The following is a 718-nucleotide window of genomic DNA, read 5'->3' as shown; positions in this document are numbered from 1 at the left end:
GCTGCCGGGCCGGTAACTTATGGTGGTAAGTTACGGGTCTCACCTTACCGAATATTTGGGGAATTAGGCCATACAATCGGCTCCACGCAGACGCCCAAACCCACGCTGTTTTTGTGGGTTTCGCTGCGCTACACTTTACCACAAAAACCTCTCCGGCCTGGGCGCTGGTGAGCCGGGCGTTATGCGTAGAGACTGATGAAGTTTACTCTCAAACTTATAGGAATCTTAACCTCGGCATTTCTTGGTATTTGCCTATTCTTTTTCATTCTGGGCGGGTTTATTTTTGGGTGGGATCATCCTTCTTGTGATGAAGACTCTGAGGCTGTTAGATATGCGCGCTCATTATCTGAAGAGCGTTTGGAGTTGCTCTACCATCAAATGCATGATTACTCTCTGAGTGAAGATACGCCATTCGGTGGATACTCCAGGCTACAAAATAATGAGCTGCCTGATGAATTCAGTGATTTAAAGGTGGTAAAGGTAAGACCTAAGCAGGGAAACATTATGGTGCAGGGTTGCTTCGATCACTATGTTTACCTTGCGTTTAACGGGTTACATGACAGCTTGGAAAAAGAAATTGTGCTGAGTTACGGTGAGTTTCCAGTTTTAACAGAGGTCCTATGGCGCTCAGAGTAAGCGCATAACAAGCGACTGTGGTGTCAACCACCCAAAATTTAAGTTGCACACCACGCTTGTTTTTCTCGAATCATCGCATTCA

General features: G+C 46.1%; 1 protein-coding gene. It reads left to right on the top strand.

From position 1 onward, the window contains the following. Positions 1-195 precede the first annotated feature (195 nt). Entirely contained in the window at positions 196-636 is a 441-nt protein-coding gene (locus tag ACNKU7_RS18780) for a hypothetical protein (protein ID WP_418298521.1), read from the top strand. Positions 637-718 lie beyond the last annotated feature (82 nt).

Source organism: Microbulbifer weihaiensis (genome assembly GCF_048323715.1).
In the GTDB taxonomy this organism is placed as follows: Bacteria; Pseudomonadota; Gammaproteobacteria; order Pseudomonadales; family Cellvibrionaceae; genus Microbulbifer.
This window is presented reverse-complemented; position numbering and strand designations above follow the sequence as displayed.